This window comes from Gemmatimonadota bacterium, from assembly GCA_026387915.1.
Taxonomy (GTDB): Bacteria; Gemmatimonadota; Gemmatimonadetes; order Gemmatimonadales; family Gemmatimonadaceae; genus Fen-1231.
In genome coordinates this window covers 30,080-52,348 of record JAPLKS010000020.1, presented here as the reverse complement: position 1 = coordinate 52,348, position 22,269 = coordinate 30,080, and the positions used below count along the sequence as shown (strand labels likewise).

Genomic DNA, 22,269 nt, shown 5'->3' with positions numbered 1-22,269 from the left:
TAAACTACTGGGAAGCGCTTGAAGTGCCGAGCGGTTCGTGTGAAAGCGAACCGCCCCTTCCCTTCTTTCCCGAATCCCCTGCTGAGGAAGTCGCGATGACCGACGCCACGAACTCCCCCGTGATCCCCGAACCCGCTTCGCGCCCTGGTTTTTTGAGGCGCCATTGGGGGAAAGCGACGTTCGTGGTCGTGATTATCGTGCCGGTGCTGCTGTTTACGATTTGGGCCGGGCTCACGCTGACCTATACGTACTCAAGCGGCGAGCGCTCCGGCTTCGTGCAGAAACTGTCGCGAAAGGGGTGGGTTTGTAAGACGTGGGAGGGGGAGCTGGCGATGGTGAATATGCCGGGGGCGATGAGCCAAATCTTTACATTTACGGTTCGGAGCGATTCCCTAGCAGAGGCTATCAATGCGGCGATGGCCAAGGGGCGTGTGGTGCTCTACTACAAGGAGCACCGTGGGGTGCCCAGTTCCTGCTTTGGCGAGACGGGGTATTTCGTGGAGCAGGTGCGGAGTATTGGTCAATAAAAGTCGGTTCGGGATGCGGATTTAGAGGGCTCCGGCGCGTGCGGATGGGAACTATTGCTCTTTTCTTTTGGGAGGCATAGGTTCATACGACTCTTTCTCCACTCAGCCGAGGCTGACGGATTTAGGGCGATCCAGCGCGGGGGATATTGGGGTCCTGCGGCGCAGAACAGATTGTCAGGGTACGGCGCGTTCCGCTCCCTGCATCAATCATCACACAGGAGTTGGGCATGCGTACGACTGGCAAGGTGAAGTGGTTCAATGATGCGAAGGGCTTTGGGTTCATCACGCCCGACAATGGCTCGAAGGATTGCTTCGTCCACTACAGCGCGATCCAGGGCAGCGGCTTCAAGTCGTTGGCCGAGGGCGATGCGGTGGAGTTCGACATCGTACAGGGCCAGAAGGGTCCGGCGGCAGAGAACGTCACGAAGCCTGCCTAAGCGCTTCGCACGTCGCTTCACCTGGCGGGGCGCCTCCTAAAAGGAGGCGCCCCGTTTGGTTTTCTGGTGTTGGCGCGGGCGTCCCCGGGTGGGGTTGGAGCCTTCCTCGAGCGTTTGGGCGATGGCTTGGTGGAGCGACCGCCGGACGCGCGCGATGTCGAAGGTGATGGCGCCAAGTTTTCCGATGGCGGCCTGCCCCGCGCCTTCGACGAGTTGCTGGGCGATTTGGAGGGATTTGGCGATCGGGGTGCCGAGTTCCCTTTGGAGCAGGAGGGCCACGCAGAGCTGCTCGATGACGGCAACCGGGATTTGCCGGCTCTTTCCTTGCTTGCCGAGCGGGAGGAGTGAGGCGGCTTCCCGGGTCAGGATATTATCGAGGAATTTTACTGGAACGCCGAGTGCTGTCGAGGCCATGGCGGTGGTGAGTCGCATGGCTACAAATATACTCAAATAAAAGTAAAATAGGTAGTGACCGGCAAAGATGGAGTAAGTAAAGCAAACGACAGTCATAAAGCGTTCTATGACTGTCGTTTGTATCATTATAAGAAACAAATGTTTTTATGCTTACCTGTCGACACATCCGACCCTGCTCACTCAACCACCCACTAGACCACGGGCTCTCATGAGCTGCGCCTTTACCGCAGATGGGCCGGTGCCTCCCTCAATCTCACGATGCGATACCGTGTGCGCTGGGTCAAGTTCCTTCAATACATCCTGCTCAAAGAGGGGGTGAGCGGCCGCAAAAGAGCTCCACGGCAGCTCCGTGAGTTCCAACCCCTTCTCCTCGGCCTCTCTCACCAGCCTGCCAACAGCACCGTGCGCATCGCGGAATGTGGCCCGTTTCCGAACCAGATAATCGGCCAGGTCGGTCGCCATCATCGTACTTGAGACCGCGGCGCGCATTCGCGTGCGATTGAATGTGAGCGTGGCCACGGAGCCCGCGACCGCTGGAAGCAGTAGTTCCAGGGAATCGATCGCGTCAAACAGGGTCCGTTTGTCCTCTTGGAGGTCCTTGTTGTAACCGCTCGGGAGTCCTTTGATGGTCGAGAGCAAAGCGACCAGGTCGCCCAACACACGCGACCCAGAGCCGCGCGCGAGCTCCAGCGCATCTGGATTGCGCTTCTGGGGCATCATCGAGGAGCCGGTGCTGAAACCGTCGCCGTAGCGCACAAACCCGAACTCACTGGACCCAAACAGAATAAGATCTTCGGCGAGGCGAGAGAGGTGCGTGCCAGTGAGCGCCAACGCAAAGAGCAGTTCTGCGATAAAATCGCGATCGCCAACGGCGTCGATGGAGTTGGGTGATACGGAATCAAACCCGAGTTCCCGCTGCAGGAGCGCACGCGGCACCGGGAATGCAGAGCCCGCGATGGCGCCGGAGCCCAGCGGCATGACGGCGGCACTGCGGCGCGCATTGGCGAGACGCACGAGGTCGCGCTCGAGTGGCCAGAAGTGCGCGAGCATCCAATGCGCAGCACTCACGGGCTGCGCGCGCTGGAGATGGGTGTAGGCCGGAATAAGATCGTGCTCGAGTTGTTCCGCTTGCGTCACCATCGCGCGCTGGAGATCGCGGAGCAGCACTTCGATGCGCCCGATCGCATCGATCGCCCAAAGACGGGTGGCGGTGGCGACTTGATCATTCCTGCTCCGGCCGGTGTGCAGGCGCGACGCAGGTTCGCCGGCCTCCTCATGGAGGAGGCGATCGATCATCGTGTGAATGTCTTCGTCGGTGGCGATCGGTGGTGCGCCGGCCGCGAAACGCGCGGCGACGCGATCGAGACCGGAGCGCACACGCGAGACGTCGTCCGGAGACAGGACCCCGGCCTCACCGAGGGCGAGGGCCCACGCCTTGGAAAGTCGGATATCGTGGGGCCACAGGCGAAAATCCACGCCGATGGAGCGATTGACGGCGTCGAGTGCGGGGTGGGGGCCTTCAGAAAAACGGCCTCCCCACAGCTTGTGCGTCTTGGCGTCTTCGCCGCCGCTCACGGGGCGGCCGGCGCTGGGGTGCGCATAGGAGATTTGGGGCGGGTATTGGTGAGCAAGGCGATGAGAATAAACATATTCACATAAATATGCGATTTCAAGGGGCCTTGGAGTGTCTCACGAGGCGCCAAAATGGGCGGATATTCGCCGGCTATTTGCGGGCGAGGGCGAGCAGGCGCTTGGCGGTGCGGTCGCGCGCCGATTCGGAACGGCAGATGATCAGGATGGTGTTTTCGCCGGCGATCGTCCCCAAGACATCGGGGTTGCCTTCGGAATCGATGGCTTCGGCGATCGGCTGGGCGCCGGCCACGACCGTTTTGACGACGATGAGCTCGCCGACGGTATCGAGTCGCCCGAAGAGTTGTGGGAAGATCGCGGCGAGTGTGGCGCGCCCCTTTTCATCGCCGGCGGATTCCGCTACGGTGTATCGGACGCCGGATTGCGTGGGGACGCGGGCAATGCGCAGGTCGTGCATGTCGCGCGACAAGGTAGACTGTGTGACATCAAGGCCGCGCTCGGCGAGGAACTGTCGTAGTTCTTCCTGGCTGCCAACGAGCCGAGTGGCGATAATTTCGCGGATAATCTGTTGTCGTTCGCGCTTATTCATATCGTCCGGGGCGAGTCAGAGGGGCAAAAGAGAGCTTAGCTCAGAGCAGGGATGAGCGTAAGGCAACTTGACAAGTAACTAGTGAGAGTTTATGCATTCATCAATGCATAGAATGCCAGTTGGAGTGCTCGGCGCGAGTGGGTATGCGGGCCGAGAGCTGTGTGCGTTGGTACTGCGCCATCCTCGGATGTCGCTGGCTTTTGCGACGGCGAATGAGCAGCGCGGAAAGTCTGCCGAACTCCCAGGTGGGGGGGCGGTGACCTTTGTCGCGACCGACGACGCCCCACTTGCTGAGGCGGCGCTCGTGTTCAGTTCGTTGCCGCACGGCGCGTCAAAGCTCTGGGTTGAGCGCGCGCGGGGTGCCGGCGCAAAGGTGGTGGATCTGTCGCACGATCTTCGCATTGGGAATGACACATCGGGCGTTCCGTACGGGCTGACCGAACTGCGGCGGGAGCAGGTTCGCGGCGCAGACGTGGTGGCGAACCCTGGGTGCTATCCCACGTCGATTCTCTTGGCGTTGTTGCCGCTCGTGGAGCAGGGGCTGGTCGCACCGGGTGCACAAGTGATTGCCAACTCCGCGAGCGGTGTGACCGGTGCTGGGTTTTCGGCGCGCACGGATCTCCTGTTTGGTGAAATCACGGAGAACTATCGCGCGTACGGCATTGGCAACACGCACCGTCACCTCAACGAGATGCGCGCCATGATGGGTGAGTGGAGCGCGGATGCGGATTTGATCTTCACGCCGCATCTCTTGCCGATTGCGCGGGGAATTTTATCGTCGATCACGATCCCGCTTACCGCAGCCGTTGCCGATGCGATGGCCCCGTTTCGCGCGCGCTACGCGGGCGAGCGCTTCATTGAACTGTCGGATGCGCCACCGGAACTGCGGCACGTAAATCATCGGAACGTCGTCCGGATTCATGCAACGATGTTACAGAACGTTCGCACGCCTACTATGCTCGTGTTGTCGGCCATCGACAACTTGATGAAAGGCGCGGCTGGGCAGGCGGTGCAGAATGCGAATCTGATGCTTGGTTTTGAAGAATCCGCGGGGTTGCCGGTTTGATACGCGTGGTGAAGATCGGCGGACGGGCGCAGGGCGATGCGCGGTTGCCCGCGGAGCTCGCGGTGGCGGCCGCGCACGTGACTGATGGCGCGACTGATGGCGCGGCGGAACTGTGCGTGGTGCACGGCGGCGGCGACGAAGTGTCGGCGTTACAGCGGCGTCTTGGATTAGAGCCGAAATTTCACGGCGGCCGGCGTGTGACGAGCGCGGAGGATTTGGAAATTGTGCGTATGGTACTCTCGGGGACGACGAACAAGCGTCTAACGGCGCAGTTGTTGTCGGCGGGGGTGAATGCGGTGGGGATATCGGGCGAAGACAGCGGGCTGTTTCTGGCGCGCGCGACGGACGCTGCGACGATGGGCCGAGTTGGCGGGCACGTGGTGGTGCATCCGCGGTTGATTCACCTGTTGCTCTCCGGCGGATTTGTGCCGGTGGTGTCGCCCCTGGCCCGTGACGCAGAGGATGCACAGGGCTCCGGACTCAATGTGAATGGCGATGATGCCGCCGCGGCATTGGCCGCGGCACTCGGCGCACACGAACTTGTATTTGTGGCAGATGTTCCTGGTGTGCTGGACAGCGGGAACGTGATTCCGCTGCTCGACGAAGCGGGTGTGACGGCGCTGACGACGAGCGGCGTCGCTGCTGGCGGTATGGCAGCAAAACTGGATGCGGCACTGGCGGCACTTCGGGGCGGTGTTGCCTCAGTGCGCGTTGCGGGACTCGCGGGTATCGCTGATGCGAATGCCGGCACACGGATCGTGCTTCACTCTTCTCACGCGTGAGTTTTACATGACGACGATTACACCTTCCATCACTGACGCGCTTGTTGGTGTGTACCGTAAGCCACCCGCTGAATTTGTGCGGGGCGCGGGTGTGGAGTTGTTTGACGCTGATGGCAAGTCGTATCTCGACTTTGTGGCCGGCATTGCGGTGAATGCGCTGGGCTACGGCGACGCGCAACTCACGCAGGTGATGCGCGACGCGACAGAGAGCGGACTCGTGCACACGTCGAATCTGTATCGCACGTCGCCGGGCGAGCGCTTGGCCGAAGGGTTGGTGGCGAAGACCTTTGCCGACCGTGTGTTCTTCAGCAACTCAGGCGCCGAAGCCAACGAAGGGGCCTTCAAGATGTCGCGGCGCTGGGCCCGCTCGATGGGTGGCGCGGCGAAGCATGAAATTCTCGCCCTGCGAGGCGCGTTCCATGGGCGACTCTTTGGAACACTCGCGGCCACTGACCGTCCGAGTTATCGCGCACCGTTCCGGCCGCTCGCCGGCGGTATTTCCATTGTGGAGCGCGATCTCGAAGAGTTGGATGCCGCGCTGAATCCTGACACGGTGGCAGCGGTGATCGCCGAGCCGGTGCAGGGTGAGGGAGGTGTTCGTGTATTGGATGCAGAGTTCCTGCGCGCCTTGCGGGTGATGACGCGTGAGCGCGGAATTTTATTGATTCTCGACGAGATTCAATGCGGCTACGGTCGCACCGGAACCTTTTTGGCGTGCGAACAGGCAGGCGTTGAGCCGGACTTATTGACGGTGGCAAAGCCGATGGCGGGCGGACTTCCGATGGGCGCGATTCTCGCGACCAAGGCTGTTTCGGACGCGATGCAGCCCGGTGATCACGGTACGACGTTTGGTGGCGGACCGTTTGTGTCGTCCGTTGCGCTTCACGTGCTTGAGCGTTTGAGTGACCCCGCGTTGCTCGCGCATGTGCGAACGGAAGGCGCGTGGCTTGGTGCCGCACTCCAGTCGCTTGCCGGACGCGCGGCGAAAGTGCGTGCGGTGCGCGGCACGGGCTATATGTGGGGAATCGATGTGGTGGAGCCCGCCAAGGATATTGTGGCGCGCGCGATGGAGCAGGGGCTGCTCATCTGTTCGGCGGGCGAGCACACGCTGCGGTTGCTCCCGCCGCTGGTAATGACGCGCGCCGATCTTTTGCGCGGTCTTGCGATTTTGGAGCAGGTGATCGGGTAGGCCCGATCACCTGCCGGCGACTGCGGTCGCCGGACGTCAGGGGTAGGGACTACCGCAGCTCTACCTTGAGAATCCGCGTGCCGGCGGCGGTGGTGAGGGCGTCGTGTACGACGCCGGCGGTGACGTTCTCCTCGAGATCCACGCCGTATTCGAGCACATGCGTCCCGTCTTTTTCGTGGACGATGTCGCCAAACCGCCAGCGCGAGAAGAGGCCGCCGAAGGCGCCTTCCACGAACGGACGTGCGTTTTCTGGATCGTCGGTGCGGATGCGGAGCAGGGTGGCGTAGCGCACATCGGCCACGTCCGTATCGTCTGCGAGTTCCGGCCCCTGCCGTTTCCGCCGCCGCCACGCGCGGTCGGCGAGCGCCTCGAGCTGTTGCGGCGCGAGGCCCTTGAGGATTTCGTCGTCCACGCGTGCGATGAACATGCCGGTGCGGTTGGCATCTTCGAGGGCGCGGTCGAGCGCTTTTTGAGCGCGGCGCCCTTCGAGCGCGGCGGGAGCCACGCCGAAATCCGTATACCAGAGCGCGACGGCGAGGAGGTTGAATCCCACCGAGAGCACAGCGCCGACGCCGGGATTCACCGCCGCGGCGAGTCCAATACCGGTGGTGATGAGTACATACGCCGCGTCCTTGGTGTCATCCAGCGAGTTGCGAAAGCGAACGGCGGCGACGATACCGCCTAAGCTGAACGCGAGGGCGAGACTGTGCTTCACGAGCACGACGATGCCGGCCACGATAACAGGAAGGACGAGCAGGGTCTGAACCACCGATTGCTGCCACCCCTTCTTCTTGCGGGTCAGCGTGTAGATCCAAGCCACTGGGATCGTGAGGGCCAGGGCGCTGGCCATCGCGACCGCCGTGGGGAGCATCGCCGGGCCGCTGGTTCCCTCGGCGCTTTTTACAATGGCCTTCTTTCCCATTCCCGTCAGCTCACCGAACCCATCGCCTCCAAGGACGCCGAGGCCGCCGACGGACAGGTCGCGGAGGAAGTACATCACCACACCGAGGACCAAGTAATAGACGGTGCAGCGAACAAGGATGTTCGACCAAAGCACCGATTCAGAGAAGGGGCGTCGTGACATAACAGGGAGGGGGGGTGGGGGGACTGTCGGGGCGCCGGCGCAGGAGGTGGCATGCGGAACTTGGCCGCTCGGCGCGAATGGAGCAACTATTGCTGCATCTCTGGCGGCTTCCCCCTCTAGCAAAGCTCCCTGCGCCCTCGCATCGTACAGCGACATTGCCGTCCCTCTCTCTCTTTAGCCGTCGGGGTTCCATGTTGCGCCGCTTTGCATCGCTGGCTCTGGTGTTGGTCAGCGCGAGTCCACTCGCCGCGCAGGCGGCACGATCGAGCACGCCAGCCGACCGTCCGACGCTCGTCGTAATGCTGACCATTGACCAGATGCGCAGCGACTACTTCGATCGATTCAAGGGCCAGCTGACCGGCGGATTGAAGCGATTGTTTGACGGTGGCGCGTTTTTTACTGAGGGCTATCAGGATCACGGCATTACCGAAACCGCGCCAGGGCACGCGAGCACGCTGAGCGGCCGGTTTCCGGTGCACACGGGCATTTCGACGAATCGTGAAGGGGTGAACACGAAGGACGCTCCGTTGGTGGGAGCGCCGGAGCTTGGTGCGTCGCCATTCCGGTTTCAGGGCACTACGCTCGTGGACTGGATGAAGGCGGCAGACCGCACGACGCGTTTTCTCTCGGTGTCACGCAAGGATCGCGGGGCGATTTTGCCAATCGGGTGGTCGCGAGGCCCGGTGTTTTGGTATTCGCCAAGCACGGGCTTGATGACAACAAGCCGCTTTTATGACGACACGTTGCCGACCTGGGTGAATCGGTTCAACGCGCGGCAGATTCCCGAATCGTATGCCGGTAAATCGTGGACGCCGTTGCTTCCTGCCGCATCGTACACTGAGCCAGATAGCGTGCCGGTGGAATCGTTCGGAACGGATTACACGTTTCCGCATACGTTGCCCACTGATCCCCTCGCCGCGGTGACGGCATTCGTGAACTATCCGTGGATGGATGACATGACGATGGCCTTCGCGCTGCAAGGAGTGCGCGAGCTTGGCCTGGGGAGCGACAGCCGCCGGACCGACCTGTTGGCTGTCTCGCTGTCGTCGCTCGATGCGGTGGGGCACAAATACGGGCCGGACTCGAAAGAAGTGCACGATTTCATTCTTCGACTCGACGCCTCGCTCGGGACCTTTCTCGATTCCCTGTTTGCGTTGCGCGACCAGAAACGCATTGTGATCGCGTTGACCGGCGATCATGGGATGAGTCCGTTTCCGCAGTTGAAATCGACCATCGCGGCGAACGGCACGGCGCGGCAGGTGACGCTCGATCCGCAGTGGGCGCAGTTCAAGGCGCAGTTGGTGGCTGCCGGCGTTGATTCCACGGCGGTGGCGTTTGATGGCGGGCTGCTCGAGGTGCTCGACACGGCAGCGTTCCGCAAGGCGAAGGTGAACGTCGAAACAGCCGTCGCGTCGTTTGGCGCCGCCGCCATGATGGTGCAGGGTGTGCAGCGCGCGGACATGATGTCAGCGCTCACCCGTGCGGATACGACGCAGGACCGTATCGCCCGTCGTTGGCTCCACACGCTCGATCCGAAGGGTCCCGTCAAGCTCGTGGTGACGCTGACGCCGTTCAGTTACTGGGCGAACGTGAAGTATGCGACGCATGGTTCGCCGCATGACGACGACGCGCACGTGCCGATCGTGTTTTATGGGAGCGGCATCGCCCCAGGGCGCTACGGGAGTTATTCGCGAGTTGTGGATATTGCTCCGACCTTGGCGACGCTCTTGTCGATCAAGCCGCAACAGACGCTTGACGGCCACGTGCTCACCCAGGCGATTCGTTGATTGTGGAACCATTGGCGCTGTTGGTGTTGACCGTCTCGTGCTGAGCCGGCGCGAGATTATCACCCATCCATCGGATCGTTGATGCCTAAAGCAACTCCCCCAACTATTGAACAGCGTCCGCTCGGTCGCACCGGCCGCGGCACATCCATTCTGGCACTCAGTACGTCGCGTTTGGCCGATGTGGGGCAGGAGGAGGCGACGCGCATTATTCGCGAGGCTATTGATCACGGTGTCAATGTGATTGAGACCGCGTGGGAATATGGCGACGGGCGAACGGAGCGATGGCTCGGCCTCGCGCTCAAGGATGGTTATCGCGAGCGCGTCACCCTGCTGTGGCAATGCTGTGCGCACCAGCGCGATTATAAGACGGCCATGAAGCAGCTCGACGAATCCCTTGTACGGTTGAAGACGAACGCCGTCGATGTCTGGTCATTTCATGAGATGATTTACGATAACGACGTTGAGTGGCTCTACGATCACGGCGGTCTCGATGCCGCACAGGAAGCGCGCGAGCAGGGCAAGGCGCGATGGCTTGCGTTCGGCGGCCACAAGTCGCCGCACATTCACGTGAAGCTGTTACAGCGAGGATTTGCCTGGGATGCGGTGATGATGCCGCTCAATCCATTCGACTCGGGCTTTCGATCGTTTGAGAAGCAGGTGCTTCCGGAAGTGGTGCGCCGTGGCATGGCCGTGATCGGGACGAAGCCGCTGGCAGGTGGCGCGGTTGCGGGCTCGCGCGTGCTAAAGCCGGAGGAATCGTTGCGGTATTGTTTTTCGCTGCCCGTCAGTACGGTGCTGTGCGGTATGGACAGCGCGGCCATATTGCGCAAGAATCTCAAGGCAGCGGCCACGTTTGCGCCGTTTCATGCCGGGGAGATGGATGCGGTGCGTCAGAAGTCGCGCCCCGTGGGCGGGGACGGTCGATTTGAGCGGTACAAAACGACCCAGGAATTCGACGGCGTGTTGGGGCAAACGGCACACGGTTTCAAAAAATAGTTTAGGACGTTGCGGTACGGGCATCTGAGTCCGCAGGGCACTGTCGCGTGGGGCGACCGCGCCCATTCCAACTTCGAGGAGCACCACGTGCGCGCCGTGCATTGGATGGGCAGCATTGTATTGACCGGAATGATCCAGGGCGTGCTCGGTGCTCAGGGGACTCCCGGGTACACGCCAGCGAGTGCCGCACGTGAGCGCGCAGCGGAGCAAGCGGCGATTGCCCGCCCCGATGCGGCGAAAGCGTCGGCGCACTCGAAGGCGATGTCTGACGGTCCGCACGTCAGCGGGACACCCGGTCAGGCGCGCACCCGCGATTATGTCATCGCGCAGATGAAAGCGATGGGGCTCGAGACGGAAGTGCGCACGTATGACGTCTGGATGCCGCATCTATTAGAAGCGCGCGTGTGGCGGGTGTCGCCGCTTCCGGTGGAGTTAAACCTCAAGGAAGGGCCCGTCGCCGGTGATGCGTCGTCCGCAGCGTATCCCGAAACGCCACCGATCAACGGATACGGCGGCGCGGGCGATGTGACGGGCGACGTCGTGTATGTGAACTACGGTCTCATTGAAGACTATCTCACGCTCGATTCCCTTGGCGTGAGCGTGCGCGGGAAGATCGTGATGGCGCGATACGGCCGCAGTTTTCGCGGCATCAAAGCGCGTGAGGCGGAAAAACATGGCGCGGCGGCGCTACTGATCTATTCCGATCCACAGGATGATGGGTTTGTGCGCGGCGACGTGTACCCCGAGGGGCCGATGCGTCCGCCGCAGGGAATTCAGCGCGGCAGCGTGATGAATGGCGACGGAGATCCGAGCACACCCGGCTATGCGAGCCGTCCGGGTGCGGCCCGTATTCCGCTGGCGCAAATGGATGTGCCGCACATCCCGGTGATTCCAATTGGCTACGCGAATGCCGCCGAGTTGATGCAGGGTGTGCGAGGCGCTGCGATTCCTGCCGGTTGGCAGGGCGGAATGTCGTTCCGCTATCACGTGGGTCCCGGCCCCGTGCGCGCGCGTGTGAAGACGGTGACAGACACGGCAACGAAAGCATTCAAGGCGATCTGGGACACCTTTGGGATTATTCGGGGGACGGAGTTTCCTGACGAGATGGTGATCATTGGTTCGCACCGAGATGCGTGGGGCCCGGGTGCGGCAGATAATGTCAGTGGCACGGTGAGCGTGCTCGAGGCGGCACGCGCGGTGTCTGAGCAGATGAAAGCGGGATGGAAACCGCGTCGCACCATTCTCTTTGCGACGTGGGATGCGGAGGAGTGGGGACTGATCGGCAGCACGGAGTATGTGGAGGACGACAGTCTGCGTTTGATGAAGGGCGCCGTGGCGTACTTCAATCAGGATGTGGCGGCGCAGGGCGCTGCATTCGGCGGAGGCGGTTCACCGTCGCTGCGTCAGCTGTTGCGCGATGTCGCGACCACCGTGCCGGCGCCAGATGGTTCTGGCCAGAGTGTCTATGACAAATGGCGTGCCGCGACGCGCCTAGCGGATGGGCAGGAGCCGACGATGGGAGATCCGGGTGGCGGATCGGACTTTGCCGGATTCTATAATCATTTGGGAATTCCGATCGCTGAGTGGGGATTCGGCGGCGGCGGCGGGGTGTATCACTCGCTGTACGACACATACGAATGGATGGAAAAGTTTGGTGATCCCGGGTTCAAGTATCACGCGACCGCTGCCCGGATTGCCGCGGGGATGGTGATGCGCGCCGCCAACGCCGACATATTGCCGTACGACTATGTGGAGTACGCGCGCACGATGCGTCGGTATGTGCCGGCGCTGACGAAGGCTGCGGCTGCGATGCGTATGACGTTGTCGACAGACGGACTCGCCGAGGCTATTGATCGCATGGAGCGTGCGGCACAGTCCTATGCTTCGGCACGGGACGCGGCGCTGCTTCGCGGTGTTGATAACGCCGTGTTGCGGCGCGGCAATGCGGCGCTCCTCCAAGTGGAGCGCGCGATGACGCGTCCGCAGGGGCTCCGAACGCGTCCGTGGTTCCGAAACCTGATTTATGCCGCGGATGAGAACAACGGCTACGCGAATATGGTGTTTCCGTCGGTGAATGAAGCGATTCGTGTGGGAAGCGCGGAAATCGCTCGTCAGGAAATTACCGATCTCGCGTCACGGTTCGATGCGGCGACGTCGGCGATTCTCGCCGCGCGCGCAGCGCTGCAACCGTGATTATTGATTTGCCAGTTCTTTTCCATAACGGTGCTTGACGTTGCGCATCAGCGTGATCGTGGCGACGTACAACTGGCCGGAGGCACTGGCGGCCGTCCTCCGTGCCTTGCGTGAACAGGATGAGGCGCCGCTGGAGGTGCTCATCGCGGACGATGGGTCGCGTGACGACACGCGCGATCTCGTCGAACGAGAAGCGCGGCGGTTCCCAGTGCCCTTGCGACATATTTGGCACGACGACACCGGATTTCGGCTCGCAGCCATCCGCAACAAGGCTATCGCAGCGTCGCAGGGTGACTACGTGGTGCAGCTCGACGGCGACATTCTCGTGCACTCGGCATTTGTGCGCGACCATCGCATGTCGGCGCGCCGTGGGTGGTGGGTGCAGGGGAGTCGCGCGATGATTGGCGAGGCGCAGACGCGTCGCTGTTTGGCAGCGGAGCGTCTTGTGGTGGGACCGTTTTCCGCGGGTATTCACAACCGACTTAATGGCGTGCGCGTGCCAGCCCTGTCGCGATTCGTGCGCGGCGCGTCTGATCCCCACGTTCGAATTCGGGGATGCCACATGGCATTCTGGCGCGATGATCTACTTCGTGTGAACGGATATAATGAGGCGCTGGAAGGGTGGGGGCGAGAGGACAACGAACTGGCGGCTCGGTTGGCCAACGCGGGTGTTCGTCGCCGCAATCTGAAGTTCAGAGCCGTCGCTTGGCATCTGTACCACGCGGAGCGTTCGCAGGCATCGGTGGGACGCAATCAGGGGATTCTCGAGCAGACGCAGCGAGATCGGTTGGTGCGGTGTACGAGAGGGGTGGATCAATACATCGACGCCGCGATCGAGTCGGAGCGTCGCGGTTAGCTCGCGAACGGGAAGGGCGCAGCCGTTGCATCACCACACGGGACGTAGATGATTCAACCGTCGTTGCTGATCTCGACCTATAATTGGCCGACCGCTTTGGCGGCGGTTCTCGCGACGGTGCGCCGTCAGCGGGTGCTGCCGCTGGAAGTGCTCATTGCCGATGACGGGTCGCGTGACGACACCGCGGCTTTGGTGCGTGCGGCCCAGTCCACCTTTCCGGTTCCACTGCGCCACTATTGGCAACCGGATGAGGGCTTTCGGAAAACGCGCATCCTGAACGAAGCGCTCGCTCACGCGGCGGGCGACTATGTCATTCAGGTGGACGGCGACATACTGCTGCATCCGGAATTCGTGGCGTCGCATATGCGGTGTGCGGCGCCCGGGTGGTATCTGCAGGGAAGCCGCGTCATGCTCAGTGAGGCACTGACGGCGCGTTGCATCGCGCAGCAGGAGATTCCTTCGCATCCGGTGTTTGCAGCCGGCGTTCGGAACCGCATCAACGCCATTCACGCGCCATTGCTGGCCGGACTCGTACGCGGACCGCGAGACGCCATTAAGCGAACGCGCGGGTGCAACGTGTCGTTTTGGAAATCGAATCTGTTCGCGGTGAACGGATGGAACGAGGCCTTTGAGGGATGGGGACGTGAAGATCCGGAGCTCGCGGCGCGACTTCAAAATAGTGGTGTTCGCCGGAGGAATCTGAAATTCCTCGCTGTGGCGTTTCACCTCGAGCACCGTCGTGCGTCCGCGGCGGCGGTGGCGGGCCAACACGAGCAATTGCTTGAAACGATTGCGAGCGGACGCCGTGTGTGTGAGCGTGGCGTCGCACAACACCGAGCGCCGTGATGTTCGACCTGACAGCAGCGGTCTCGCCGACGGTGAAAGTACTTGGCGTGTTGACGGCATTCACCGCGGCGACCGTCTGGTGGCGGATTCGCCGTCGCGCCGGTGAGCGTGCAGAACGGGCGTTTGAGGCACGGTTTACGCGCGATGCGGACGGCATCATTGTGGGCGCGGAATCGATTCGGCTCACGGGCACGCGGCACGGGGCGATAGTGTTGCTGCACGGGTACAACGACTCGCCGCAGGCGCTGGCGGGCGTTGCGCGTGAAATGCACGCGCGCGGCTGGAGTGTTCGGGTTCCGCTGCTCCCTGGACACGGTCGCACGTTGCAGGCATTCGCCGCATCACATGCGGAAGAGTGGATCGCCGCGGCGCGTCGTGAACTCCATGAGGCGTTGGCAGAGCACGCGGAGGTGGCCGTTGGCGGCCTGTCGATGGGAGGCGCGATCGCGGTGATTTTGGCGGCGCGTCATCCCAAAGTGAAAGCGATTGTTGGATTCGCCCCATTTCTGCACGCGGCGTGGCCGTTGCGTCTGCTCTCGTTGTTTTCGCCAATCGCGGCGCTCGCCAGTCGGTACATGGCGAGCGGCGGTCAGCATTCCGTGCACGATCGCGTGGCCGCGGCCTCGATGATCTCCTACGGTCGTTCCACGCCTCGGCTACTCGCACAACTTGCCTACGTGCTGCGGTTGGCGCGTCGCGTACTCCCTGACGTGCGACAACCCGTGTTGATGATGCAATCGCGCGAAGACAATCGCATTCCCCCGTCCGCGGCGGAGGAAGCGTTTGCGCGCCTTGGATCGGCGGACAAGACGCTCGTGTGGACGACTGGGGCCGGGCACGTCATCACGGTGGATTTCGGACACGAAGCGCTGGAGCGCCAAGCCGCGGACTGGCTGGAAAGCCGGCTGGCCTAAGCGCGCGCCTGCTCGGTCCTGGTCTCGCCGGGCCGCATAATCCATAAGTATGAAGGGTCACGTCCCTTCGCGTCCCAGGCGGCGCGCGTACGGCGCGGGGGCTCGTCCACCGGCTCATCGGTGAGCACGAAGGTGCCCCAGTGCATCGCAATCATGACGCTGTCGACGCGGCCCGCTACGGTGTCAAACAGCTGCACGGCTTCTTCGGGATCGACGTGCACGGGGCGCATGAACCAGCGCGGATCGTAGGCGCCGATCGGCACGAGCACGACGTCAAACGGACCGTGTTGTTGGCCGATGGCGTCGAACTCTGGGTGATGGCCAGTATCGCCAACAAAATAGATGTGGTGCCGCGCCGTCTTGAGCACCCACCCGCACCAGAGGGTCTGGTTGCGTGACGCCATGGTGCGGCCGGAGAAATGCGCGGCCGGAACTGCCGTAGCGGTTGCTCCGCAGGCGGTCACCGACTGGTGCCAATCGTGTTCGCTCACTTGAGTCACGCCGCGCGCGCGCAGTTGTGCCGCGACGCCGAGCGGTGCGAGCCAGCGTGCATTGGGGTGGCGCGCGGCGAGGGCGCGCACGGTGGCGTCGCAGAAATGGTCGTAGTGGTCGTGCGACTGCAGCACGAGATCGATGCGCGGCAGTGCATCGAGTGAAAGCCCCGGTGGCACGAGGCGCCGCGGTCCTGCCCACGAGACAGGGGACGCGCGATCACCCCAGACGGGGTCGGTGAGAATGTTCAGCCCGTCCACTTGTATGAGAAAGCTCGAGTGTCCGATCCAGGTGACGTGGCAGTCGCCTGTGCCGGCCGCTGGGTGCCGGACATCCGCGCTCGCCAAGGCCGGCGCGGTTCCAGTCGCCGAAAAGCCCAGCCGCCCGCGGAGCAGCCGCTGGAACATCCAGCGCAGCATGGATCCGAGCCCCCGAATGGGCGGCCCTGGCCATGGGTTTCGAAATCCACGCGGTGCCGCATGGTGTGCTGGGCGGTCGAGCGGCGAGGTCATGCGTAGAAAATAGCGCGGTGGCCGGGTTCAGGACGGCGGCGAGGAGTGGCTGTGGCTCAGCCACGGAACTACTTTTCTGCATCGGCTCGGCGGCTACTGCACTCCGGGCCGTCTGTCGTTTGTGAGACGGTGTGTGGCGATGTTTCCTTTCCGTTTTGGTGCGCACGGCCTCCGTGCGAGAGGGTTCGGTTTCAATGGCGACGATCACCTGCGCGCGGTGTGGCAAAGAGAAGGATGCATTCGACCGAGCGCCCTTTCCCGGCGCGATCGGCGCGCGCGTGCTCGAGGGCACCTGCCGCGAGTGCTGGGGCGCGTGGTTACAGCAGCAGACCATGTTGATCAACCACTACGGGCTCAACGTCATGGATCCTCAGGCGCGACAGTTTCTGACGCGCAACATGGATGCCTTTTTATTCAAGGCGGGCGCTGCGGACGACGTCGATACGACCAAACAGGGTACGATTCAGTACTGACGTTGCGCGGCCGACGCATCGCCGCCACCGTACGGAATATCGACGCGACGAATTGGCAGAGTGCTGGCGTCGTGACAGTGGCTTGACAATAGTTTCACCGAGCTACTAATTGCGCGCGCGATGCGTACCCACACAAAATCTTCCACGCGCGGTGCTCAGCCCGCTTCGGTGAGCCTCGATCTGGTCATTTGTGCTCCAGCGGGCCGACAACTGTCGGTGTTGCTGGTGCCGAGTGCCGACGGGTCGCGCGAAAAATGGACGCTACCGTGGGGATGGTCGGTGGCCGGGGTGCAGCCGGATGACGGCGCCCTGAAAATCGCCACCACCGCTCTGGGCGCAAAGCCGTCGTGGATCACGCAGGTGGTCGCGACCGGTGATGAAAAGCGTCACCCAGCGGGCGCGTCGATTTCTGTGGGCTATGTGGCGGTGACGGCTGCGCGCGAGCGTGGCCTTGGTGAGGGCGCGGTCTGGTTTCCGAGCCAGCACTTGCCGCCGATGGCACCCCGTCACGTGGCGTTGGTTGCCGCCGCCGCCGAGGCGCTCCGCGTCCGACTCGACACGGCCCCGATCGCCTTCCGGCTCTTGCCGCCGACCTTCACGCTTTCTGAGTTGCAGGACGTGTATGAGTTGCTGCTCGGTCGGCCTGTTCATAAGGCCAGTTTTCGGCGTTCACTGCAGGCCGTATGGCTCGTGGAGCCCACCGACGAATGGCGCAGTGAAGGACGGGGCCGTCCCGCGCAGCTGTTTCGCTATGCGCCGCGGAAGCGCCGCGGGAACCGTCGCGGGGTTCGGTTCGACCTCATGGGCTGAGTAGCTGGTCGAAGTTAGAAGCTCCCCCCCCCGTACAATCCGCGTGGTGCTCGGCGGACATGCGTTCGTGGCGCTGCGATCGATTCGCCGTCAGTTGGTTTTGGAGACATTATGGCTGCAACTGTCAGGCCGGAATCGGATTCACTACGGCGCCGACTCATGCCGGTGCTTTTTGTGGGCGTCTTCATGGCCGCGCTGGATACAGCCGTGGTCGGCCCTGCCATTCCGGTCCTTCGCGCCACCTTTGGCGTGGACAACCGCGAAGTGGGGTTGGTCATGAGTGTCTTTGTGCTGTTTTCGCTCTGCAGCACGGCGCTGATGGCCAGCCTGAGCGATCGCTACGGTCGTCGTTCGGTGTTTTTGGCGAGCGTGAGCATTTTTGCCATCGGATCACTGCTAATTGCCGCGTCGCCGAGTTTTTGGATGATCCTTGTGAGCCGCGCCATCCAGGGCATTGGCGCGGGCGGCATTACGCCGACGGCCAGCGCTGTGGTGGGTGATGTATTTCCGCCGCTGGAGCGCGGCCGTGCGCTGGGTTTGATTGGCGCCACGCACGGCATGGCCTTTGTGCTCGGACCACCGTTAGCCTCTGTGTTGATGGTGGTGCTGAGCTGGCACTGGATCTTTTTGCTCAATCTTCCCATCGCGGCGCTCGTGCTGTATCTCGGCGCGCGCGCGTTGCCGACGCATCAGTCTGCAGGGGTGCAACCTCCGCTGGATATGACGGGTATCGTTGTCACGTTTTCGGCCTTGAGCGCCTTGGTGCTGGGGATTACCCGCGTGCTAGATCGCCTCGCGGGCGTGACGCTATGGCCGTGGCTGTTTGGCGCGGTTGCCCTGCTGCTTGTGCTGCTCGTGGTGATCGAACGTCGAGCGCAACAGCCACTGATTCCGATGTTATTGCTCGCGAACCGGCAGTTGGCGACGGTGTATCTGCTTGCGATGGGTGCCGGCGTGGGGATGGGAAGCGTGATGTTTCTGACCTCCATCGCCACGCAAGCGTACGGTGTGACGGTGAAGCATGCGGGGTTTGTACTGTTACCCCTCGTGGTGTGTTCGATGGTGGGCTCGATTGGTGCGGGGAGACTCTTGAACCGCGTTGGGGCGAAGGGCCTCCTCGTGATCGGTTTTGCGATGCTCGCCGTTGGGTACGGCGGTTCAGCGATCATGGCCTATGGTTTGGCGCTGTTTCTTGTGGCGTCGATGCCCGTTGGGTTGGGAATCGGAATTGTCGTGGGCGGCTCGTTGCGCGCGATCGCGTTGGAGGAAGCACCGGCGAGCGTCCGCGCATCGGCGCAGGGGCTCATCAATATTTCCACCGCCATCGGGACGCTCTTCGCGGCGGCGGCGATCGGCGCGATTGCAGATTTGCGCGGTGGTAGCGCGGCCGGCTTTGGCTTTGCGTATCTGATGGTGGCCGTGCTGATGGTGCTGACGTCGCTCGGGACGTTCGGCTTGCGCGGCGGTCCAGCCGCGCACGCGGCCGCGTAACGCACCTGGCACCACGCGCGTGGCACAACGCGCGTGGCATAACGCGCGTGGTGCGGACGGCTACTTGATGATCATGACCCAGAGCGAGTAAAAAAGCGGAACGGCAGCGAGCCAGCCGAGCGCATTCCACCGGCGAAAGTATCGCTGGATGTCGAGTGGGTTTTCCGTACGTTCGAGGCGGAGTTGATCTGGGATGAGCCATCCGAGCCAGATGACGGCGCTCACGCCCATTGCGACGATCCCGCGGACGAGCCACGCGTTCTGCAGCACCGGCATGGAGCTCATCAGGATCATCGCGATGCCGGTGCCCGAAATCAGCAGGCTGCCGCCGAAAGTGAACAGCAGGTCCGCCCACAGAATCGCTTTGGCGATCGGCTTGAACATGCCGCCGGTGGTGCGGACGTGCCGGTACATGAACGCGGCCCAAAAGCCGGTGACGGTAACATTGCCGAGCATCAGGACGCCACCTGCGACGTGGAGTGCCTTGAGGGCGGAGTACAGATTCATGCCTGTTACCGATGTGGTGGGTGAAGGCGGTGCCTGTTCGGCCGATCGGGTGATGCCGCTGTGCGCTGACGCGGAATCTATGATGCAGACGCTCGGCTGCGGCAGGGCGCCCCTCCCTCGCCTAACATACTGGGCGCATACTGGGCGCATACTGGGCGCCCGATGGGCGCATACCGGCGCCGGACCCACCGTGGCGATGCGACGCCCCTTGACGGTGTCTCGTATTAGTTGCAATATGTACATAACGTCAAAAGGAGATGCGGTTGCTCGCTTACCTCGACGCACTGGTGGCTGCGGTACGCGCCCGTGATGCCGCGGAGATCACGCGGCTCTTGGCGCACCCGTTGGCACGGATGCTGTCGCGTGAAGTGGCCGCGGAGGCTCGTGCGGCAGTGATCGCGACGCCAGCACTCGCGCCGCTCCGGCTGTTGCAGCTCCGCCATCAGACGGCCATGCTCCTCGGCGCATCATCAACCGATGCATCCGTGGATGCCCGTTCGGCGGTGGTGCCGCCCTCTGCCGCGCGCACGGCGGATCGTCGCGCACCCGCGCGCCACCAAATGGAGCTGCCGCTCTCCGCGTAGTCTCGAGGTCAAAGACGAGAGGCCCCAATCCACAGGATCGGGGCCGCTCGTCTTTTTTGGATAGCCAACACCCAGGTGCGCTCACCGGATTCGGCGACCCTCGCTTAACGGAAGCAGGGCTATGGGCGCTCGCGAGTCCGCGCCGCGTCCACTTCTGGAAGCGGGCTAGTTTGGTACGACTCGCGTGGAAACACTACGGACGAACGGGACCTCGGGGAGAGGTCAGGCGGCGCCGGCGATATACCTGGCGAAACGACCGCAGTTGCTGCACTTGAGCGTAACCTGACAGCGCGGCGGCGGCGGGAAATCACCCGGATCGCGCTCGATTGAGCCGGCGCACGACGGGCAAGAAAGCGCCCCCCCGTTACGATCGTTAGCGATAAGATTCAGGGCCTGAGCCGGGTTGTAGGAGGCCGGACGGGGCTTTCGCATTCAATCTCCAGAGCGGGTACACCAAGGCGGGCCGATGGACCGGGCGCCGGTATGTTCGTATGCCTGTAAACTAATCGGCTCTGCCCCAAACTCGAAGGGGCAGAGCCGATATTTTGACTGAATTCGACCAGTAATTACGTAAAAACTGCCTCTGTAACGATTCTAGACGGCGGCGATCGGGAGGGAGCGGATGCGCTTCTGCCATTCCGCTGGCCCGCTCTCGTGGACATTCTGACCCGTGGCGTCGACCGCCACCGTGACGGGCATGTCCTCGACCGTGAACTCGTAGATCGCCTCCATACCGAGTTCCTCAAACGCTACGCAGCGGGAGGCGCGGATGGCCTTGGCGACGAGATAGGCCGCGCCACCGATCGCCATGAGGTAAGCGACTTTGTGTTTACGGATGGCTTCGAGTCCGGCGGGGCCACGTTCGGCTTTGCCGATCATGGAAATGAGGCCCGTTTTTTCGAGCATCATTTCGGTGAATTTGTCCATGCGCGTGGCGGTGGTCGGGCCGGCGGGGCCCACGACTTCGTCGCGCACGGGATCGACGGGGCCGACGTAGTAGATCACGCGATTCGTAAAATCCACGCCGGGCGGAAGGCCCTGACCGCTCGCGTAGAGATCGGCGATGCGTTTGTGCGCGGCGTCGCGGCCTGTGAGCAGCTTACCGTTGAGCAGCAGACGATCGCCCGCTTTCCAGCTTTGTACTTCAGCGGGCGTGAGGGTGTCGAGATTGACGTGTTTGGCGTTGCGATCGGGGTGCCAGGTGACGTTGGGCCAGTCGCTGAGTTTTGGCGTGGGTAAGTGTGCGACGCCGGAACCGTCGAGCGTAAAGTGCGCGTGGCGCGTGGCGGCGCAGTTGGGAATCATCGCCACGGGTTTCGACGCCGCGTGCGTGGGGTAGTCGAGAATTTTGACGTCGAGCACGGTGGACAGACCACCGAGTCCCTGCGCGCCGATGCCGAGCGCGTTGACTTTGTCGAAGAGTTCAATGCGCAGTTCTTCGATTTTGTTCTGCGGCCCACGCGCTTTGAGTTGCGTCATGTCGATGTGGCCCATGAGCGACTCCTTGGCGAGGAGCATCGCTTTTTCTGCGGAGCCACCAATGCCAATGCCCAGCATACCGGGCGGACACCATCCGGCGCCCATGAGCGGAACGGTCTTGAGCACCCAGTCCACGATGGAGTCGCTGGGGTTGAGCATCACGAATTTCGTCTTGTTCTCGGAGCCGCCGCCTTTGGCGGCGACGTTGACTTCAACGGTGTTGCCCGGCACCAACTCGTAGTGAATGACCGCGGGGGTGTTGTCTTTGGTGTTCTTGCGGCCGAAGGCCGGATCGGCGACGATGGAGGCGCGCAAGACGTTGTCGGGCTGCAGATAGGCGCGGCGCACGCCTTCGTTGATCATGTCGGTGACGGACATCGTGCCTTGCCACTGCACATTCATGCCGACCTTCAGGAAAACCACGACGATGCCGGTGTCTTGGCAAATCGGGCGGTGTCCCTCGGCGCACATGCGCGAGTTGGTGAGGATTTGCGCGATGGCATCTTTGGCCGCCGGCGATTGTTCCTGTTCGTACGCGTCACCGAGCGCCTTGATGTAGTCGACGGGGTGGAAGTACGAGATGTGCTGCAGGGCGTCCTGCACGGACTGAATGAGGTCGTCTTGTTTGATGACAGTCATTGGGGTCGGGTA

22 protein-coding genes are annotated in these 22,269 nt (G+C 62.6%); 15 read left to right on the top strand and 7 right to left on the bottom strand.

Annotated elements, in window-relative coordinates; genetic code table 11:
* Positions 1-95 precede the first annotated feature (95 nt).
* Positions 96-527, top strand: a complete 432-nt coding sequence (locus tag NTZ43_13340; GenBank protein ID MCX5768198.1) for a hypothetical protein — start codon at positions 96-98, stop codon at positions 525-527.
* 227 nt (positions 528-754) lie between these two features.
* Positions 755-964: a cold-shock protein gene (locus NTZ43_13335; protein ID MCX5768197.1), complete on the top strand. Its 210-nt coding sequence runs from the start codon at positions 755-757 to the stop codon at positions 962-964.
* A gap of 36 nt (positions 965-1,000) precedes the next feature.
* Here NTZ43_13335 and NTZ43_13330 read toward each other — a convergent pair whose 3' ends face one another.
* The 3 genes from NTZ43_13330 to NTZ43_13320 all read right to left on the bottom strand — a co-directional run bounded on the left by NTZ43_13330 (position 1,001) and on the right by NTZ43_13320 (position 3,557).
* Positions 1,001-1,396, bottom strand: a complete 396-nt coding sequence (locus NTZ43_13330) for a hypothetical protein (GenBank protein MCX5768196.1) — start codon at positions 1,394-1,396, stop codon at positions 1,001-1,003.
* A gap of 162 nt (positions 1,397-1,558) precedes the next feature.
* Positions 1,559-2,953 carry an argininosuccinate lyase gene (argH, locus tag NTZ43_13325; GenBank protein ID MCX5768195.1) on the bottom strand — a complete coding sequence of 465 codons (1,395 nt, stop codon included), beginning with the start codon at positions 2,951-2,953 and terminating at the stop codon, positions 1,559-1,561.
* 148 nt (positions 2,954-3,101) lie between these two features.
* Positions 3,102-3,557: an arginine repressor gene (locus tag NTZ43_13320; GenBank protein MCX5768194.1), complete on the bottom strand. Its 456-nt coding sequence runs from the start codon at positions 3,555-3,557 to the stop codon at positions 3,102-3,104.
* A 112-nt stretch (positions 3,558-3,669) separates the two neighbouring features.
* On the opposite strand from NTZ43_13320, the gene argC reads away from it, so the two are divergent.
* Genes argC through NTZ43_13305 form a run of 3 tightly spaced genes read left to right on the top strand, consistent with a single transcriptional unit; the run spans position 3,670 to position 6,594 of the window.
* Positions 3,670-4,623: an N-acetyl-gamma-glutamyl-phosphate reductase gene (gene argC / locus NTZ43_13315; GenBank protein ID MCX5768193.1), complete on the top strand. Its 954-nt coding sequence runs from the start codon at positions 3,670-3,672 to the stop codon at positions 4,621-4,623.
* Between the two features lie 8 nt (positions 4,624-4,631).
* Positions 4,632-5,405: an acetylglutamate kinase gene (gene argB, locus NTZ43_13310; GenBank protein MCX5768192.1), complete on the top strand. Its 774-nt coding sequence runs from the start codon at positions 4,632-4,634 to the stop codon at positions 5,403-5,405.
* A 7-nt stretch (positions 5,406-5,412) separates the two neighbouring features.
* Positions 5,413-6,594, top strand: a complete 1,182-nt coding sequence (locus NTZ43_13305; protein ID MCX5768191.1) for an acetylornithine transaminase — start codon at positions 5,413-5,415, stop codon at positions 6,592-6,594.
* A 49-nt stretch (positions 6,595-6,643) separates the two neighbouring features.
* Here the strand turns inward: NTZ43_13305 and NTZ43_13300 are convergent, their stop codons facing one another.
* On the bottom strand, positions 6,644-7,678 hold the full coding sequence (locus tag NTZ43_13300; protein ID MCX5768190.1) for a DUF4956 domain-containing protein: 1,035 nt from the start codon (positions 7,676-7,678) through the stop codon (positions 6,644-6,646).
* Positions 7,679-7,869: 191 nt separating this feature from the next.
* Between NTZ43_13300 and NTZ43_13295 the strand changes: the two genes are divergently transcribed.
* The 6 genes from NTZ43_13295 to NTZ43_13270 all read left to right on the top strand — a co-directional run bounded on the left by NTZ43_13295 (position 7,870) and on the right by NTZ43_13270 (position 15,270).
* Positions 7,870-9,465, top strand: a complete 1,596-nt coding sequence (locus NTZ43_13295) for an alkaline phosphatase family protein (protein MCX5768189.1) — start codon at positions 7,870-7,872, stop codon at positions 9,463-9,465.
* A gap of 81 nt (positions 9,466-9,546) precedes the next feature.
* Entirely contained in the window at positions 9,547-10,461 is a 915-nt protein-coding gene (locus NTZ43_13290) for an aldo/keto reductase (protein MCX5768188.1), read from the top strand.
* 87 nt (positions 10,462-10,548) lie between these two features.
* A complete protein-coding gene (locus NTZ43_13285; GenBank protein MCX5768187.1) occupies positions 10,549-12,654 on the top strand; it encodes a M20/M25/M40 family metallo-hydrolase in 2,106 nt (701 codons plus the stop codon).
* A 34-nt stretch (positions 12,655-12,688) separates the two neighbouring features.
* Entirely contained in the window at positions 12,689-13,510 is an 822-nt protein-coding gene (locus NTZ43_13280) for a glycosyltransferase family 2 protein (protein MCX5768186.1), read from the top strand.
* A 48-nt stretch (positions 13,511-13,558) separates the two neighbouring features.
* Positions 13,559-14,356: a glycosyltransferase family 2 protein gene (locus NTZ43_13275; GenBank protein MCX5768185.1), complete on the top strand. Its 798-nt coding sequence runs from the start codon at positions 13,559-13,561 to the stop codon at positions 14,354-14,356.
* Positions 14,356-15,270: an alpha/beta fold hydrolase gene (locus tag NTZ43_13270; GenBank protein ID MCX5768184.1), complete on the top strand. Its 915-nt coding sequence runs from the start codon at positions 14,356-14,358 to the stop codon at positions 15,268-15,270. Before NTZ43_13275 ends, NTZ43_13270 begins: the two co-directional genes overlap by 1 nt.
* Here the strand turns inward: NTZ43_13270 and NTZ43_13265 are convergent.
* Complete coding sequence (locus NTZ43_13265; GenBank protein MCX5768183.1) at positions 15,267-16,274, bottom strand: MBL fold metallo-hydrolase; 1,008 nt, start codon at positions 16,272-16,274, stop codon at positions 15,267-15,269. The two genes, NTZ43_13270 and NTZ43_13265, sit on opposite strands and share 4 nt — an antisense overlap.
* A 194-nt stretch (positions 16,275-16,468) precedes the next feature.
* Here NTZ43_13265 and NTZ43_13260 point away from each other — a divergent pair, with 194 nt between their 5' ends.
* The 3 genes from NTZ43_13260 (at position 16,469) to NTZ43_13250 (ending at position 19,048) form a co-directional block, all read left to right on the top strand.
* The gene (locus tag NTZ43_13260) at positions 16,469-16,747 is read left to right on the top strand and encodes an oxidative damage protection protein (protein ID MCX5768182.1); all 279 of its coding nucleotides are present in this window, start codon (positions 16,469-16,471) and stop codon (positions 16,745-16,747) included.
* 168 nt (positions 16,748-16,915) lie between these two features.
* A complete protein-coding gene (locus NTZ43_13255) occupies positions 16,916-17,557 on the top strand; it encodes a hypothetical protein (protein ID MCX5768181.1) in 642 nt (213 codons plus the stop codon).
* 159 nt (positions 17,558-17,716) lie between these two features.
* On the top strand, positions 17,717-19,048 hold the full coding sequence (locus tag NTZ43_13250; GenBank protein ID MCX5768180.1) for an MFS transporter: 1,332 nt from the start codon (positions 17,717-17,719) through the stop codon (positions 19,046-19,048).
* A 60-nt stretch (positions 19,049-19,108) separates the two neighbouring features.
* Here NTZ43_13250 and NTZ43_13245 read toward each other — a convergent pair whose 3' ends face one another.
* Positions 19,109-19,555 carry a DUF2269 family protein gene (locus NTZ43_13245; GenBank protein MCX5768179.1) on the bottom strand — a complete coding sequence of 149 codons (447 nt, stop codon included), beginning with the start codon at positions 19,553-19,555 and terminating at the stop codon, positions 19,109-19,111.
* Between the two features lie 257 nt (positions 19,556-19,812).
* On the opposite strand from NTZ43_13245, the gene NTZ43_13240 reads away from it, so the two are divergent.
* Positions 19,813-20,139, top strand: a complete 327-nt coding sequence (locus NTZ43_13240; protein ID MCX5768178.1) for a hypothetical protein — start codon at positions 19,813-19,815, stop codon at positions 20,137-20,139.
* 594 nt (positions 20,140-20,733) lie between these two features.
* On the opposite strand, the gene NTZ43_13235 is transcribed toward NTZ43_13240, so the two are convergent.
* Complete coding sequence (locus NTZ43_13235; protein ID MCX5768177.1) at positions 20,734-22,257, bottom strand: fumarate hydratase; 1,524 nt, start codon at positions 22,255-22,257, stop codon at positions 20,734-20,736.
* Positions 22,258-22,269: the final 12 nt, after the last annotated feature.